General features: G+C 53.5%; 14 protein-coding genes and 1 pseudogene. 7 read left to right on the forward strand and 8 right to left on the reverse strand.

What is annotated here, in order from left to right:
- The first annotated feature begins 51 nt into the window (after positions 1 to 51).
- Positions 52 to 2139, forward strand: coding sequence for a YccS/YhfK family putative transporter (locus C2U41_RS20535; protein ID WP_016151089.1), 2088 nt, complete (start codon positions 52 to 54; stop codon positions 2137 to 2139).
- Here the strand turns inward: C2U41_RS20535 and C2U41_RS30190 are convergent.
- The 6 genes and pseudogenes from C2U41_RS30190 to ppiA all read right to left on the reverse strand — a co-directional run.
- A pseudogene (locus tag C2U41_RS30190) lies at positions 2132 to 2230 on the reverse strand (hypothetical protein); the annotation flags it as partial. The gene C2U41_RS20535 and the pseudogene C2U41_RS30190 overlap by 8 nt on opposite strands.
- A 4-nt stretch (positions 2231 to 2234) precedes the next feature.
- The gene (argD, locus tag C2U41_RS20540) at positions 2235 to 3452 is read right to left on the reverse strand and encodes a bifunctional acetylornithine/succinyldiaminopimelate transaminase (RefSeq protein ID WP_003837946.1); all 1218 of its coding nucleotides are present in this window, start codon (positions 3450 to 3452) and stop codon (positions 2235 to 2237) included.
- 85 nt (positions 3453 to 3537) lie between these two features.
- Positions 3538 to 4101, reverse strand: coding sequence for an aminodeoxychorismate synthase component 2 (gene pabA / locus C2U41_RS20545; RefSeq protein ID WP_003837945.1), 564 nt, complete (start codon positions 4099 to 4101; stop codon positions 3538 to 3540).
- 31 nt (positions 4102 to 4132) lie between these two features.
- On the reverse strand, positions 4133 to 4735 hold the full coding sequence (locus C2U41_RS20550; protein ID WP_103848265.1) for a putative adenosine monophosphate-protein transferase Fic: 603 nt from the start codon (positions 4733 to 4735) through the stop codon (positions 4133 to 4135).
- The gene (locus C2U41_RS20555) at positions 4725 to 4892 is read right to left on the reverse strand and encodes a YhfG family protein (protein ID WP_003023597.1); all 168 of its coding nucleotides are present in this window, start codon (positions 4890 to 4892) and stop codon (positions 4725 to 4727) included. The genes C2U41_RS20550 and C2U41_RS20555 overlap by 11 nt, the downstream gene beginning before the upstream one ends.
- A gap of 106 nt (positions 4893 to 4998) precedes the next feature.
- Complete coding sequence (gene ppiA / locus C2U41_RS20560; protein ID WP_003023595.1) at positions 4999 to 5571, reverse strand: peptidylprolyl isomerase A; 573 nt, start codon at positions 5569 to 5571, stop codon at positions 4999 to 5001.
- A 264-nt stretch (positions 5572 to 5835) separates the two neighbouring features.
- Between ppiA and tsgA the strand changes: the two genes are divergently transcribed.
- From tsgA to C2U41_RS20590, 6 genes are all read left to right on the forward strand, one after another.
- Positions 5836 to 7017, forward strand: a complete 1182-nt coding sequence (tsgA, locus tag C2U41_RS20565; protein ID WP_003023593.1) for an MFS transporter TsgA — start codon at positions 5836 to 5838, stop codon at positions 7015 to 7017.
- A gap of 306 nt (positions 7018 to 7323) precedes the next feature.
- Positions 7324 to 9867, forward strand: coding sequence for an NADPH-nitrite reductase large subunit (gene nirB, locus C2U41_RS20570; RefSeq protein WP_003023592.1), 2544 nt, complete (start codon positions 7324 to 7326; stop codon positions 9865 to 9867).
- Entirely contained in the window at positions 9864 to 10190 is a 327-nt protein-coding gene (gene nirD, locus C2U41_RS20575; protein ID WP_003023590.1) for a nitrite reductase small subunit NirD, read from the forward strand. The genes nirB and nirD overlap by 4 nt, the downstream gene beginning before the upstream one ends.
- Before the next feature lie 186 nt (positions 10191 to 10376).
- Positions 10377 to 11186 carry a nitrite transporter NirC gene (gene nirC, locus C2U41_RS20580; RefSeq protein WP_003023587.1) on the forward strand — a complete coding sequence of 270 codons (810 nt, stop codon included), beginning with the start codon at positions 10377 to 10379 and terminating at the stop codon, positions 11184 to 11186.
- Between the two features lie 15 nt (positions 11187 to 11201).
- Positions 11202 to 12575, forward strand: a complete 1374-nt coding sequence (gene cysG, locus C2U41_RS20585) for a siroheme synthase CysG (protein WP_016151091.1) — start codon at positions 11202 to 11204, stop codon at positions 12573 to 12575.
- 262 nt (positions 12576 to 12837) lie between these two features.
- Complete coding sequence (locus C2U41_RS20590) at positions 12838 to 13008, forward strand: YhfL family protein (protein ID WP_003837939.1); 171 nt, start codon at positions 12838 to 12840, stop codon at positions 13006 to 13008.
- 64 nt (positions 13009 to 13072) lie between these two features.
- Here the strand turns inward: C2U41_RS20590 and C2U41_RS20595 are convergent, their stop codons facing one another.
- Both C2U41_RS20595 and C2U41_RS20600 read right to left on the reverse strand, forming a co-directional pair.
- Positions 13073 to 14161: an aminotransferase class I/II-fold pyridoxal phosphate-dependent enzyme gene (locus C2U41_RS20595; RefSeq protein WP_103848264.1), complete on the reverse strand. Its 1089-nt coding sequence runs from the start codon at positions 14159 to 14161 to the stop codon at positions 13073 to 13075.
- A 13-nt stretch (positions 14162 to 14174) separates the two neighbouring features.
- Positions 14175 to 15479, reverse strand: coding sequence for a YhfT family protein (locus C2U41_RS20600; RefSeq protein WP_103848263.1), 1305 nt, complete (start codon positions 15477 to 15479; stop codon positions 14175 to 14177).
- Positions 15480 to 15487 lie beyond the last annotated feature (8 nt).

Raw genomic sequence — 15487 nt, forward strand, 5'->3', positions numbered from 1 at the left:
CCCCATCGAAGTGGCGCGTTACCCCGTAATGCGCCACTTTTGTTTGCTCCGATGTGGCGAAGACTGATATACCACCCAGAGATCAACTACGCACTACGACAAACGCTGGTGCTATGTTTACCTGTGGCCGTCGGTCTGATCATCGGTCAGCTTCATCTGGGACTCCTCTTTTCCCTCGTCCCTGCCTGCTGCAATATTGCCGGTCTTGATACCCCGCATAAGCGCTTTTTCAAACGCTTAGTGATTGGCGCGTCTTTGTTTGCCGGATGCAGTCTGATCATGCAATTACTGCTGGCACAGACTATACCGCTACCGCTGATCCTCACCGGCCTGACGCTGATTCTTGGTGTAACCGCAGAATTAGGCCCTCTGCATGCGCGACTACTACCTGCCTCGCTTATTGCGGCAATTTTCACACTCAGTCTGGCAGGTAACATGCCCGTCTGGGAGCCGCTGCTAATCTACGCGCTGGGCACATTGTGGTACGGTCTGTTCAACTGGTTCTGGTTCTGGATGTGGCGCGAGCAGCCGCTGCGTGAGTCGCTCAGCTTGTTGTACCGCGAATTAGCCGATTACTGTGAGGCCAAGTACAGCATGCTGACCCAGCATGCCGATCCAGAAAAAGCGCTGCCTCCCCTGCTGGTGCGCCAGCAAAAAGCGGTGGATTTAATTACCCAGTGCTATCAGCAAATGCATATGTTGTCGGCGCATCGCAACAACGATTATAAGCGCCTGCTACGTGCCTTTCAGGAGGCGCTCGATTTACAGGAACATATTTCCGTTAGCCTCCACCAGCCGGAAGAGGTGCAAAAGCTGGTCGAACGTAGCCACGCCGAACAAGTGATTCGCTGGAACGCGCGCACTGTCGCCGAACGCCTTCGCGTACTGGCCGATGATATTTTGTATCACCGCTTACCGACCCGTTTCTCAATGGAAAAGCAGATTGGCACGCTGGAGAAAATCGCCAACCAGCATCCGGACAATCCGGTAGGTCAATTTTGCTACTGGCACTTCAGCCGTATTGCCCGTGTGCTACGCACCCAGCGACCACTGTATGCCCGTGATTTAATGGCTGACAAGCAGCGTCGGCTGCCGCTGATCCCTGCCCTGAAAAGCTATCTGTCGTTGAAATCCCCGGCGCTGCGTAATGCCGGACGCATCAGCGTCATGTTGAGCATTGCCAGCCTGATGGGCAGCGCCTTACACCTGCCAAAACCTTACTGGATTTTGATGACAATCCTGTTCGTCACGCAAAATGGCTACGGGGCAACCCGGGTACGTATTTTACACCGTTCAGTAGGGACGCTCGTCGGTCTGGTGATCGCTGGCGTCACGCTGCACTTTCATATCCAGGAAGGTTACACGCTGGCAGGCATGCTGCTGATAACCCTGGTGAGTTATCTGACCATCCGCAAAAACTACGGCTGGGCTACCGTCGGCTTTACGGTCACCGCGGTATATACCCTGCAACTGCTGACGCTGAACGGGGAACAGTTTATCGTGCCGCGGTTTATCGATACGATCACTGGCTGCCTGATCGCTTTTGGCGGGATGCTCTGGCTGTGGCCGCAGTGGCAGAGCGGTTTACTGCGTAAAAACGCCCACGATGCGTTAGAAGCCGATCAGGAGGCCATTCGCCTGATTCTTAGCCACGATCCCCAGGCCACACCGCTGGCGTATCAACGCATGCGGGTCAACCAGGCGCATAACACGCTGTTCAACTCGCTGAACCAGGCGATGCAGGAGCCAGGGTTCAACTCGCACTACCTGGCGGACATGAAACTGTGGGTTACGCATAGCCAGTTCATCGTCGAACACATCAACGCAATGACTACGCTGGCAAGGGAACATACGATGCTGACGCCGGATTTGGCGCAGCGGTATCTGGAGTCCTGTGAAATTGCGATCCAGCGCTGTCAGCAGCGGCTAGAATATGACGGTCCCGGAAGCTCCGGCGATGTGAATATTCTCGAAGCGCCAGAGATGCTGTCCCATGGGCCTTTAAGCACCCTTGAGCAGCATCTGCAGCGGGTTTTGGGGCATCTGAACACCATGCACACCATTTCGTCGGTAGCGTGGCGTCAGCGACCGCACCATGGGATCTGGCTGAGCCGCCGGTTGCGGGACATGAAAGGTTAAGAGAGTTGCCGGATGGCGGCGTAAACGCCTTATCCGGCCTACAGAGTAAGGTGTGATTCGTAGGCCGGATAAGCGTAGCGCCATCCGGCAATCCGTCAACCCATCACTTTCGCCACGGCCTGCGCGAAGCGCTGCATCCCTTCATCGATATCAGTCTGCTCCACCACCAGCGACGGCGCGAAACGCATCACGTCCGGTCCGGCGTTCAATACCATCACGCCTTCATTCGCCGCGGCGTACAAGAAATCACGCGCCCGGCCTTTAAATTGCGGCTTCAGTTCGGCGCCAATCAGCAGTCCCATACCGCGAATGTCGCTGAAAATGTCAAACTGCTGGTCAATTTTCTGCAAATGCTGAACAAACGCCTGGCGTTTGGCCTGAATACCTTCCAGCACTTCCGGCGTGTTGATGATATCAAACGCAGCTCCCGCAACCGCGCAGGCCAGCGGGTTACCGCCGTATGTGGAGCCGTGTGAACCCACGTGGAACGCGGAGGCAATCTCCTGGGTGGTCAGCACCGCGCTCACCGGGAAACCGCCACCGAGCGCCTTGGCGCTGGTGAGGATATCCGGCGTCACGCCGTAGTGCATATAGGCAAACAGTGAGCCAGTACGCCCCATCCCGCTCTGTACTTCATCAAATACCAACAGCGCCTGGTGCTGATCACAAAGTTCACGCAAGCCATGCAGGAATGCCGGCGTTGCCGCAGTAACACCACCCTCGCCCTGAATAGGCTCGATCACCACCGCGCAGGTGTGATCGTCCATCACCGCTTTGACCGCATGCAGATCGTTAAACGGGACATGGATGATATCTGCCGGCTTTGGTCCAAAGCCGTCGGAATATTTCGGCTGCCCGCCGACGGATACGGTAAACAGCGAGCGACCATGAAACGCGTTATGGAAGGCAATGATTTTGGTTTTGAACGGGCTATGACGCACGCAGGCATAGTGGCGCGCCAGTTTAAAGGCGGTTTCGTTAGCTTCGGTACCGGAGTTCATGAACAGTACGCGCTCGGCGAAAGTCGCATCAATGAGTTTACGACCTAAGCGTAACGCCGGTTCGTTGGTGAAAACGTTGCTGGTATGCCACAGGGTTTCACCCTGGGTTTTTAACGCCTCAACCAGCGCAGGATGGCAATGCCCTAACGCGGTAACTGCAATGCCGCCCGCGAAATCAACATACTCTTTACCCTGTTGATCCCATACTCGACTCCCTTTCCCTTTTACCGGGATAAACTCAGCCGGTGCATAAATCGGCAGAATCACTTCATCGAATGTCGCGCGTGTAATTGCAGTTTGTTCAGTTGCCATGTCATTACCACCCTGTTAAGCAGAAATGCTAGTGAAATTATAATCACAAAATATGAATAAAAAATCACTGAATAGCAACCACAAATCACCGGTTGAGGAAATTAGCCAGCAGCTGATGCCCCTGTTCGCTGAGAATGCTCTCCGGGTGAAACTGCACCCCTTCCATATCCCACTCCCGGTGGCGAATACCCATGATCTCCTGTGTTTCACTCCAGGCGGTCACCTCAAAGCAGTCAGGAAGGGTTTCGGGAGCGACCACCAGAGAATGGTAGCGCGTTACCGTTAATGGATTGGCGAGCCCCTGAAAAACGCCCTGCCCGTTATGCGTAATCGGCGACGTTTTACCATGCATCACTTTCGCCGCCCGAACCACGGTCGCGCCAAAGGCCTGCGCCATCGCCTGGTGCCCCAGACAAACGCCCAGCAGTGGGATCTTCCCTGAGAAATAGCGAATAACCTCCAGCGAAATACCGGCGTCATCCGGCGTACAGGGTCCCGGGGAAATGACGATTTTTTGCGGGCTCAGCGCGTCAATTTGCGCCAGCGTCAACTCGTCGTTGCGCCTGACAAGGACATCTGCCCCCAGTTCGCAGAAGTATTGGTACAGGTTCCAGGTGAAAGAATCATAGTTATCGATAAGCAGGATCATGGCGGCTCCGGTACATAAGAACCGCGCTATTCTACTCAGTTTCCGGTGCTTCGCTTACCACTTTACGAAATATCGCCCGCAGTGCAGACAGGTCACCCATCGCCCCGCTCTGATTAGCCTGATTCCACTCCTCAACCGGAATGCCATCCCAGCTCAGCACATACCCTGCATGAATCGCTAACTGTTCGAAGAAAATACGCTGCGCCAGACCGCTACCAATGCGAAACGGATGCAGCACATTGATTTCGCAATAATAGTGCGCAAGACGATCGACAAACTTGTCTTCCGGTAATCCCACCAGCCAGGACTCATCTTCCAGGTCCTGCATCAGTGCATTGCCCTCTTTCTCGATATAGGCGAAATGGCAAAAGCGAGTATCGCCCTGGTAAATATCGACTTCGCGCAGGTGTCCCGCCCAGTCAAAAATATCTTGATACAGCTGGCGATGAATGGCGCACAGGTGCGGTAAGCCTCGTTTAAGCGGCCCCAATTCGATAGTCGCCGCACGCAGCGCCGTCAGTTCATAAGCCGCCTGCGCCAAACGCTGCGCCTGATGAATCCCCAGACGGTTACGCATGACATTCAGGCCCGGATATAAATACGGGTCTCGACCATCACCGAATTTATCGCTCATAGTGCCTCCTCAGCTCTTCAAGACGCGCCAGAGCGTCTTCAGCACTCAGAGTAACCCGTAGAATATCTACGCCTTCCAGCCGTCGACTGGCCTGGAAATTGGCGTTTCGCCGCTGTTCCCACAGCCTGGACTTTTGTTTATCGGTGAGTTTTTTCACGTGACCTCCCTGAATGAGCCGACACTTGCCACAAGTATAAGCAGCAATTTCGGGTTACGCAGAGAGAGGGGGGAACGCGGGCAAGAACTACCCGCGCTAGATACGATTACGGCAGAACTTTAGCAGAAAGGATAACAATCGGTTTTGACGGAACATTCTGGTATGGACCGACATCATGGGTCTGTACCTGAGAGATCTTATCCGCGACATCCATACCTTTCACAACTTTTCCGAAGACAGCATAGCCAAAGTCGCGCTGGCCGTGATCGAGGAAAGCGTTGTCTGCAATGTTGATAAAGAACTGGCTGGTCGCGCTGTCTTTATCCGCTGTACGCGCCATAGCAATCGTGCCGCGGGTGTTACGCAGTCCGTTATCGGCTTCATTCTTGATTGGCGGGTTAGGTTTCTTCTGCTGCATCTGCTCGGTAAAACCGCCGCCCTGCACCATGAAGCCAGGGATCACACGGTGGAACGTAGTGTTGTTATAGAAACCGCTGTTGACATAATCGACAAAGTTTTGCACTGAAACCGGGGCTTTCTGACTGTTCAGCTCCAGCTCAATGTTACCAGCAGAGGTTGTCAGCAGAACATGAGGGTCACCTTTTGCTGCCAGTGCTGCGGGAGAGAGAGCAGAAAGAGCGAGAACAGCTGCAACAGCCGCCAGAGTCGATTTGAGCATGAGAATTCCTTAACAAGAGCAGAAATGAAGCAAGTGAATTGATTCTAAAGAGCCTTCAAGGACAAGGCCATCCCTTTACCTAATTTTACGTACTTGAAACAAATGTAACCTTACTGCCGCATGGATCAATGTGATTTAGATCACATCCAAAAATGTAATAAACAAACTCATTACCAATAAATATTTAAATACATCACAAAAGCGCCTAAAATCTGCCCGCTCACGGCGCAGTCAATGCGCCTTACACTTCTATACAGGCCAGTCATGACTAACAGCAATCGCATCAAGCTCACATGGATTAGCTTTCTCTCCTACGCCCTGACAGGTGCGTTGGTAATTGTCACCGGGATGGTGATGGGAAACATCGCAGATTACTTCCATTTGCCCGTTTCCAGCATGAGTAACACCTTCACCTTCCTGAATGCCGGCATTCTGATCTCTATCTTTCTGAATGCATGGTTAATGGAAATCGTGCCCCTGAAAACCCAGTTGCGCTTTGGCTTTATCCTGATGGTACTGGCAGTCGCCGGACTGATGCTCAGCCATAGCCTGGCCTTGTTCTCTGCCGCCATGTTTGTATTGGGTCTTGTGAGCGGTATAACCATGTCGATTGGTACGTTCCTGGTAACTCAAATGTACGAAGGTCGCCAGCGCGGTTCCCGCCTGCTGTTTACTGACTCCTTCTTCAGCATGGCCGGTATGATTTTCCCGATGGTTGCCGCGTTCCTGTTAGCGCGCAGCATCGAATGGTATTGGGTCTATGCCTGCATCGGCCTGGTATACGTCGCTATTTTCCTGCTGACCTTTGGTTGTGAATTTCCGGCACTGGGTAAACACGCTCAGCAGTCAGACGCGCCGGTAGTAAAAGAAAAATGGGGGATTGGCGTGCTGTTTCTGGCGATCGCCGCGCTGTGCTACATCCTCGGTCAGTTGGGCTTTATCTCCTGGGTTCCGGAATACGCCAAAAGCCTGGGTATGAGCCTGAACGACGCAGGTAAACTGGTCAGCGACTTCTGGATGTCTTACATGGTTGGCATGTGGGCGTTTAGCTTCATTCTGCGCTTCTTCGATTTGCAACGCATCCTGACCGTACTGGCGGGTCTGGCCACCGTACTGATGTATCTGTTTATCACGGGTACGCCGGAACATATGCCGTGGTTCATTCTGACGCTGGGCTTCTTCTCCAGCGCGATTTATACCACCATCATTACCCTTGGCTCCCAGCAGACGAAGGTCGCCTCACCCAAACTAGTTAACTTCGTTCTGACCTGCGGCACCATTGGTACTATGCTCACCTTCGTGGTAACCGGCCCTATTGTGGCACATAGCGGCCCGCAGGCGGCATTGCAGACGGCTAACGGCTTGTATGCGGTTGTATTCGTAATGTGCTTTATTCTTGGCTTCGTCACGCGTCATCGCCAGCATAACGCGCCAGCAACGCATTAATCTCAGTGCTGGGGGCGCTTCGCTAGCCCGGTCTACACACTGCCGGATGGTATCCACATCATCCGGCATATTTTCGCCTCCTCTCTTCTTTCACTGGTCATGTAGGCCAATTCTTACAAAAACCCCTTAATTTGTACGCTATTTATACAAACACGAAAACTCAAATAATTCCGTCACTTATAAAAATGCTGACAAATCAGTTATATACCTCTTAAGGAGTATATAAGGGCGAATTTGATTTGCATCAATAAGTGCGGTTGCTGAATCGTTAAGGTAGGCAGTAATAGAAAAGAAATCGAGGCAAAAATGAGCAAAGTCAGACTCGCTATTATCGGTAATGGTATGGTCGGCCATCGCTTTATTGAGGATCTTCTTGATAAATCCGACGCTGCCAATTTTGATATTACCGTCTTCTGTGAAGAACCCCGCAAAGCATACGACCGCGTACACCTGTCTTCCTACTTCTCCCACCACACCGCCGAAGAGCTTTCTCTGGTGCGTGAAGGATTCTACGAGAAGCATGGCGTTAAGGTGTTAGTGGGCGAGCGCGCAATTACCATTAACCGCCAGGAGAAAGTAATCCACTCCAGCGCAGGTCGTACGGTTTACTACGATAAGCTAATCATGGCGACGGGCTCTTACCCGTGGATCCCACCGATTAAAGGTTCGGAAACCCAGGACTGCTTCGTTTACCGCACCATCGAAGACCTCAACGCGATTGAGTCTTGCGCGCGCCGTAGCAAACGCGGTGCCGTGGTAGGCGGTGGCCTGCTGGGCCTGGAAGCCGCTGGTGCGCTGAAAAGCCTCGGCGTTGAAACCCACGTGATTGAATTCGCCCCAATGCTGATGGCTGAACAGCTGGATCATATGGGTGGCGAGCAGTTACGTCGCAAAATTGAAAGCATGGGCGTGCGTGTGCACACCAGCAAAAACACTAAAGAGATCGTTCAGGAAGGCACCGAAGCGCGCAAAACCATGCGTTTTGCCGACGGTAGCGAACTGGAAGTCGATTTCATCGTCTTCTCTACCGGTATTCGTCCACGCGACAAACTGGCTACCCAGTGCGGCCTTGACGTCGCGCCACGCGGCGGTATCGTCATTAACGACACCTGCCAGACTTCTGACCCGGACATCTATGCCATCGGCGAATGCGCAAGCTGGAACAACCGCGTGTATGGTCTGGTCGCTCCTGGCTACAAAATGGCGCAGGTTGCCGTTGACCATATTCTCGAAACTGAAAACGCCTTTGAAGGTGCGGACCTGAGCGCCAAGCTGAAGCTGCTCGGCGTTGACGTCGGCGGTATTGGTGACGCGCATGCTCGCACGCCGGGTGCACGTAGCTATGTCTATCTCGACGAAAGCAAAGAAGTCTACAAACGCCTGATCGTTAGCGAAGATAACAAAACCCTGCTCGGCGCGGTTCTGGTTGGCGACACCAGCGATTACGGCAATCTGCTGCAGTTGGTGCTGAACGCCATTGAACTGCCGGAAAATCCAGATTCACTGATTCTGCCAGCACACGCGGGCAGCGGTAAGCCATCTATCGGTGTCGACAAACTGCCGGACAGCGCGCAGATTTGCTCCTGCTTTGACGTCACCAAAGGCATGCTGGTTGCCGCTATCAACAAAGGCTGCCATACCGTTGCGGCGCTGAAAGCGGAAACCAAAGCCGGTACCGGCTGTGGCGGGTGTATCCCGCTGGTAACGCAGGTCCTGAACGCCGAACTGGCGAAACAGGGTATCGAAGTTAACAACAACCTGTGCGAACACTTCCCGTACTCACGTCAGGAACTGTTCCATCTCATCCGTGTAGAAGGCATCAAAACCTTCGAAGAGCTGCTGGCCAAACACGGGAAAGGCTACGGCTGCGAAGTGTGTAAACCTACCGTGGGTTCTCTGCTGGCTTCCTGCTGGAATGAGTACATCCTCAAACCGCAGCACACGCCGTTGCAGGACACCAACGACAACTTCCTGGCTAACATCCAGAAAGACGGTACTTACTCCGTGATCCCGCGCTCTGCGGGTGGCGAAATTACCCCTGAAGGCCTGGTGGCCGTGGGCCGTATCGCGCGTGAATTTAACCTGTACACCAAAATTACCGGTTCTCAGCGTATCGGTCTGTTCGGCGCGCAGAAAGATGACCTGCCGGAAATCTGGCGTCAGCTGATTGAAGCTGGTTTTGAAACTGGCCACGCGTATGCCAAAGCGCTGCGTATGGCGAAAACCTGCGTAGGTAGCACCTGGTGTCGTTATGGCGTCGGCGATAGCGTCGGCTTCGGCGTGGAGCTGGAAAATCGCTACAAAGGCATTCGTACCCCGCACAAAATGAAATTCGGCGTCTCCGGTTGTACCCGCGAATGTGCGGAAGCTCAGGGCAAAGACGTGGGTATCATCGCCACTGAGAAAGGCTGGAACCTGTACGTTTGCGGTAACGGCGGGATGAAACCTCGCCATGCAGACCTGCTGGCAGCAGATATCGATCGCGAAACGCTGCTCAAGTACCTTGATCGTTTCATGATGTTCTACATCCGTACCGCCGACAAACTGACCCGTACCGCACCGTGGTTAGACAATCTGGAAGGCGGCATCGAGTATCTGAAGTCCGTCATCATCGACGACAAGCTGGGCCTGAACCAGCATCTTGAAGAAGAGATGGCCCGTCTGCGTGAAGCGGTGGTCTGCGAGTGGACAGAAACCGTTAACACTCCATCCGCGCAGGTTCGCTTCAAACACTTTATCAACAGCGATAAACGCGATCCGAATGTCCAGGTTGTGCCTGAACGTGAACAACATCGTCCGGCCACGCCTTATGAGCGTATCCCGGTGACTCTGGTGGAGGAAAACGCATGAGCCAGTGGAAAAACATCTGCAAAATCGATGACATTCTGCCTGCAACAGGCGTCTGCGCCCTGTTAGGTAACGAGCAGGTTGCAATTTTCCGCCCGTATCACAGCGACCAGGTGTTTGCGATCAGCAACATCGACCCGTTCTTTGAGTCCAGCGTGCTTTCTCGTGGGCTTATTGCTGAACATCAGGGCGAATTGTGGGTTGCCAGCCCGCTGAAAAAACAGCGTTTTCGTTTAAGTGACGGACTGTGCATGGAAGACGAACAGTTCTCCGTGAAACATTACGAAGCGCGAGTGAAAGACGGCACGGTGCAACTGCGCGGTTAATAAATTTTTGGGAGGCGCAACGCCTCCCCTTTTTTGACGTATTTGTAGGTCTTTTATTGGTAGGCCTGATAAGCGTAGCGCCATCAGGCAATTGCAAAAGCACATTGCCGGATGGCGGCATAAATGCCTTATCCGGCCTACGGTTACGATTTCTTTTTATTTTTGTACTTCAAGGATAATCAACACATGTTCACAGACACTATCAATAAGTGTGCGGCTAACGCTGCGCGCATCGCACGCCTGTCGGCAAATAACCCGCTCGGGTTCTGGGTCAGTTCGGCAATGGCAGGGGCCTACGTTGGCCTCGGCATCATCCTTATTTTTACCCTCGGTAACCTGCTCGACCCGTCCGTACGTCCGCTGGTGATGGGTGCAACCTTTGGTATCGCCTTAACGCTGGTTATTATTGCCGGTTCAGAACTGTTTACCGGTCACACCATGTTCCTGACGCTCGGCGTCAAAGCGGGCACCATCAGCCACGGCCAAATGTGGGCTATCCTGCCGCAAACCTGGCTGGGAAATCTGGTCGGATCCGTGTTTGTCGCCCTGCTTTATAGCTGGGGAGGCGGCAGTCTGCTGCCGGTCGATACCAGCATCGTCCATTCGGTCGCGCTGGCGAAAACCACCGCGCCTGCAACGGTGCTGTTCTTTAAAGGCGCACTGTGTAACTGGTTGGTTTGTCTGGCAATATGGATGGCAATCCGTACCGAAGGCGCGGCAAAATTCCTCGCTATCTGGTGGTGTCTGCTGGCGTTTATCGCTTCCGGCTACGAGCACTCGGTGGCCAACATGACGCTGTTTGCCCTCTCCTGGTTCGGTCATCACAGCGAAGCTTATACCCTGTCAGGAATTGGTCATAACCTGCTGTGGGTGACACTCGGTAATACTTTGTCCGGTGTCGTATTCATGGGATTAGGTTATTGGTATGCTACGCCAAAATCGGAGCGTCCGGCTCCGGCAAAAATCAACCAGCCAGAGGCGGCTGCTAATAATTAATTAAGGGGTAATGTCGTGGACCATTTGCCTATATTTTGTCAACTACGTGACCGCGACTGCTTGATCGTCGGCGGTGGTGATGTCGCAGAACGCAAAGCGCGGTTACTGCTGGAAGCGGGCGCCCGTTTAACGGTTAATGCACTGGCGTTTATTCCGCAGTTCAAAGTATGGGCAGATGAAGGCATGCTGACGCTGGTTGAGGGACCGTTCGATGAGTCCCTGCTCAACACCTGCTGGCTGGCTATTGCCGCCACCGATGACGATGCCGTCAACCAAAGCGTCAGCACCGCCGCGGAGTCACGTCGTATCTTCTGCAACGTGGTCGACGCGCCAAAAGCAGCCAGTTTTATCATGCCCTCCATTATCGACCGCTCGCCGCTGATGGTGGCGGTCTCCTCCGGCGGGACATCGCCGGTGCTTGCCCGTCTGCTGCGTGAAAGGCTTGAATCCGTACTGCCTCAGCATTTGGGCCAGGTCGCACAATATGCCGGCAAGTTGCGCTCCCGGGTGAAGAAACAGTTTGCCAGCATGGGTGAACGTCGCCGCTTCTGGGAAAAATTGTTCGTGAATGACCGCCTGGCGCAGTCGCTGGCGAACAATGACCTGAAAGCCGTCGAGGAAACCACCGAGCAAATGCTCAGCGAACCGCTGGATCACCGTGGTGAAGTGGTGCTGGTTGGCGCCGGTCCTGGCGATGCCGGCCTGCTGACGCTGAAAGGGCTACAGCAGATCCAGCAAGCGGATGTCGTGGTCTATGACCGCCTGGTTTCCGACGACATCATGAACCTTGTACGCCGCGATGCAGACCGGGTGTTCGTCGGCAAACGTGCGGGCTATCACTGCGTACCGCAGGAAGAGATCAATCAGATCCTGCTGCGTGAAGCACAACAGGGCAAGCGCGTGGTACGACTGAAAGGTGGCGACCCGTTCATCTTTGGCCGTGGTGGCGAAGAGCTGGAAACGCTGTGCCATGCCGGTATTCCATTCTCTGTAGTGCCTGGTATTACCGCAGCATCCGGTTGTTCTGCCTATTCCGGCATTCCACTGACCCATCGTGATTACGCTCAGAGCGTGCGTCTGGTTACCGGACACCTGAAAACCGGCGGTGAGCTGGACTGGGAAAACCTGGCGGCCGAGAAACAGACGCTGGTGTTCTACATGGGACTGAATCAGGCAGCCACCATCCAGGAAAAACTGATTGAATTTGGCATGCAGCCTGATATGACCGTCGCGCTGGTAGAAAACGGGACTTCCGTGAAGCAACGCGTCGTCAACGGGGTTCTTACACAACTCGGTGAACTGGCGCAACAGGTTGAAAGTCCGGCGCTGATTATCGTCGGTCGCGTGGTTGGACTACGCGATAAGCTGAACTGGTTCTCGAATCATTAATTGAATGCTAATAAATGCCCTGATATTCAGGGCATTTATTTATGATTCACAAAAGTTAATATTTAATCTAAATAAAATATCATTCATCAATTTATTAATAATAGATACATTTCATAGCATTTTAATTCATTAAAAATATAATTTACCCTAACATTATCACGTCCTTATTCGGACTATTTAAAATCTTCCTTAGTTGATATCTTAACCGCCGAGAAATGGATTTCATCCATTTAAAAAATAGATATCTTACAAGGATTTTATCATGTTTAAATTTGCAAAAATCACCATCGTGGCAGGTGTACTGGCTACGCTGACCGCATGTACTGGTCATATTGAAAACACAAAAAACAACTGTAGCTACGATTATTTATTCCATCCGGCGATTTCAATTTCTAAAATTATTGGTGGCTGCGGCCCGGCTGCAAATCAATAATATACGCGATTGCGCAGATACAAAAAACCGGGAATTTCCCGGTTTTTTCATTTTAGATTTACGCTCACTCACATGCACTCACGCTTTCCCGCAAAATCCGCAGCACCGTGTCCTCGCCACTGCGATTGGGATTAATACGAATCGCATAGTCGCTCAGCTCTGGATTCGCTTCACGGAAGGTCCCGGAGAGGCGATAAAACAGCGGCGGGATTTCATATTTCGACTCCGCTCCTACCGGATACGGTAGCGCACCTCTCTCTTGCGCCGCTTTCAGCACACGGGCGGCAATCGGCTGGTGAAACTCCACGATCAGCACCTTCGACTGGGCATTAGCAATAACCGCTTTTTTCACCTCAGGTATCGCTCCACTATCGAGCAGATTCAGCAGACGCTCAGAAACGCCAGCCTGCACCGCATGCATCACCGGAGCGAAAACCAGACCGCGAAGTACCTCGAGCGCCTGCGCTCCCTGGATCTGGCTGCCGCCGGAATAGAGGGTGCTACGAATTTTAGCGATGACCTCTGCCTTGCCGACAACCGCCCCTACGCCTTCCGGGCCGAAGAGCTTAAAGCAGGAAAAGGTGGACAGCGTCGCCCCACACTCGCAGCCGATACCCTCTACTTTCATCACCGCGTAGTTATCATCGGTTAATGTCGGTACGCCGCATTGTGTTAATTCAGCCAACACATCCGCTAAAACGTAATGGTCCTGCGGTTGCTGCCGCGTATGCTGTACCAGCGCGGCATCAGGGCGATACTGCGTAATAGCCCGCATGATTGCCGAGGCGCTGTTGAAATCAGCTCTGACAAGGGTGATGCCCATCTGCTCAATGATCACCTGTGTTGTAGGATACACAGGTGCGTCGTGTACCAGCAGCCGCTGCCCGGGTTTGAGCAGTGCGGCCAGCCCGGCGCGAATAGCCCCGGTGCCAGCCCCCTGAACCAGCACAGCCGCCTCGGCATGAAAGACATCTGCCAACACTTTTTCCACACGCTGCGTGACCCGGGGCTGATTCAGCCCAGGGGCCAGCCCCAAATCGCCACCGGCCAGAAAGTCAGCGCCAGGAAAGTGACGGCAGAGCGAATCCACCAGCGCAAACTGCTTTTGTTGTGCTTGCGCGAGCGTAAGACTTTGCAGAGGGAACGTCTTCATGTTTTACGCCTCCTCAGGCCGGAACAAACAGACCAAACCAGTAGAGAATATTCAGCACAATACCCGTAATCATCACCGCCACGACCGGGGCCGCCATCTTCTGCACCGGACGCCCTATCGATTCGTTAAGGAAGTAAATCGCTACCGCAATCGAGAAGCCGGTGTAGCCCGCCATCTTGATGGCGGCAAAAATCGAGCCTATCAGCAGCGCCATTTCCATCAGCATATTCATCGCATTACGAATATTGTCCGATGCGTTACGCACTGACGGATAACGCCCAAGCCATTTGCCAATTGAGCGCAGCAGCAGCACTTCCGCGGAAATCACGATAGCGCCAAGGATTGCCGCTATCCACGGGTTCGGAGCCAGATAACCAACGGAATAAACAAAGGTGAAGCCCGCTACCGCGTATACACCGGTTGCCAGCGCGGTGGTGGCAATCAACGGCACAAAACCCAACCCACGCATAAATTCCGCCAGCGCCGCCTGGTTAACCAGCGTCTGCGATTGCTCAGGCGTAATCCCCGCTGAATAGGCTTTTTCCAGCGTAAAAATTGAGACCTCGCTACCAGCAAAAATTTTCATACTGGCAACGGCGGCAATCAGCGAGCCGACAATCGCGATGTACGGCAGGTTTTTAATAATCCGTGAGGTTCGTTCTTCAAAGACCGATAGCCCGCTGGCATCCATCTCCTCATCACCGCGATGGCGAATATCATGCGTAATGGCGATCGCCAGCAGCATCATCATCCCCACAAAAATCTCAATTGATTCCGGGTTCAGATGCGGGAAGTAACGCACCACCACCACGCGGGTCATCAGTACTACCACCGCCGCGATAATGCTGTGCTTCCAGCCAAACTGGTAGAAAATCGCCACCAGCGGGAAGAGTGCGAATGCGGAAACCACCGGAGAACTCAGCTCACCGAGGCTGCCCAGTACATCAACCGGCAGCGCCGTGAGCAAATGGTTCACCGGAAGCAGGCAGGTCAGAATCAATATGCCCCAGATAGCGCCCAGACCGAACGCCAGCAGGCTGTTCATTGCCAGCACGCCGAGAATATCCGTCGGCAGGAACAGCAGCCAGGCGTTGAGCAAGCCAGTTTTCAGGGTAAAGGAGATCCCCACTGACGCGACAAAGCCGATACTCAGACCAAACGCGATACTTCCCGCCTCCCGGCGGTTCATGTACCCCTCGATCAGCTGCGGCAGAATCGGGCGGATGCCGTCATGAAAGACGGCCGCCGAGCGGTGTGCCAGAAGTGACGTCATGCCGGTCAGGCAGGCCACCACCACAATCTGAATATACAGATCCATAGTCATGC

Origin of the sequence: Citrobacter freundii complex sp. CFNIH4, assembly GCF_002934505.1 — a bacterium.
Lineage (GTDB): Bacteria > Pseudomonadota > Gammaproteobacteria > Enterobacterales > Enterobacteriaceae > Citrobacter > Citrobacter freundii.